This window comes from Neobacillus sp. MER 74, from assembly GCF_023714155.1.
Map to the genome: position 1 here is coordinate 1 of NZ_JAMAUV010000144.1, position 215 is coordinate 215.

1 rRNA gene is annotated in these 215 nt (G+C 47.4%); it reads right to left on the minus strand.

From position 1 onward, the window contains the following. Positions 1-87 precede the first annotated feature (87 nt). Positions 88-215 (minus strand): 23S ribosomal RNA (locus tag M3610_RS27915); the annotation flags it as partial.

Below are 215 nucleotides of genomic sequence, written 5' to 3' on the forward strand. Positions count from 1 at the left end.
GAATCGCTATCGCTCTTCGTGTTTCCTTTATCTCAGTCAAAGCCCTCCAGGCCATACGTTGCTAAGCGGACGCTTCCGCTTTTCTATTTGGTTAAGTCCTCGAACGATTAGTATCAGTCAGCTCCACGTGTTACCACGCTTCCACCTCTGACCTATCAACCTGATCATCTTTCAGGGTTCTTACTAGCTTGCGCTATGGGAAATCTCATCTTGAG